Source organism: Lysobacter enzymogenes, assembly GCF_017168095.1.
In the GTDB taxonomy this organism is placed as follows: domain Bacteria; phylum Pseudomonadota; class Gammaproteobacteria; order Xanthomonadales; family Xanthomonadaceae; genus Lysobacter; species Lysobacter enzymogenes_D.
The window spans coordinates 1-606 of the sequence record NZ_LXSD01000057.1; the positions used below are offsets into that span (position 1 = coordinate 1).

Below are 606 nucleotides of genomic sequence, written 5' to 3' on the forward strand. Positions count from 1 at the left end.
CGCCCCCGCTGGGCTCGGCCTCGCCCGGCCCCGCCCAGCCCCAGCGCAGCGTCAGCCCGGCCGACTACGCCCCGGCCCACGTCGCCCGCCGCCAGTCCGCGCCGCCGCCCAAGCGCGGCCTGTCGGGCTGCGCGATCGCGCTGATCGTGGTGGCGGTGCTGGCGTTGCCGGTGTTCGGCATCCTCGCTGCGATCGCGATCCCGGCGTACCAGGACTACACCCACCGCGCCAAGCTCGCCCAGGCCCTGCTCGCCAGCGACGACTACAAGCAACTGGTCGCGCAGTACTACGCCGCGCACCGGAACTGCCCGACCAACGCCAGCGCAGGCTTCCGTCCGCCGGCCGAATACGCCTCGGCGCAGATCGCCTCGGTCCAGTTCGGCCGGCTCCAGGACAGCGGCGAGTGCGCGGTCCAGCTGGAACTGCGCGGCTTCGACCGCCCGCAGCTGGACGGCCACAAGGTCTGGCTGGCGTTCGATCCGGGCAGCGCGCAGTGGACCTGCAGCTCCGACGTCGAACGCGCCACGCTGCTGCCGCAAAACTGCCGCAACTGAGCCGGCGCCGGCGCCCGCGGCGGCCGCGGCGGGCGTCACGCCCGCTCGCGCC

At 75.1% G+C, this 606-nt stretch carries 1 protein-coding gene; it reads left to right on the forward strand.

All coding sequences use genetic code 11. From position 1 onward, the window contains the following. Positions 1-554: pilin (locus A7A76_RS01610; RefSeq protein WP_206409556.1), on the forward strand; the 554-nt coding region annotated here is incomplete at its 5' end. Between the last annotated feature and the right edge of the window lie 52 nt (positions 555-606).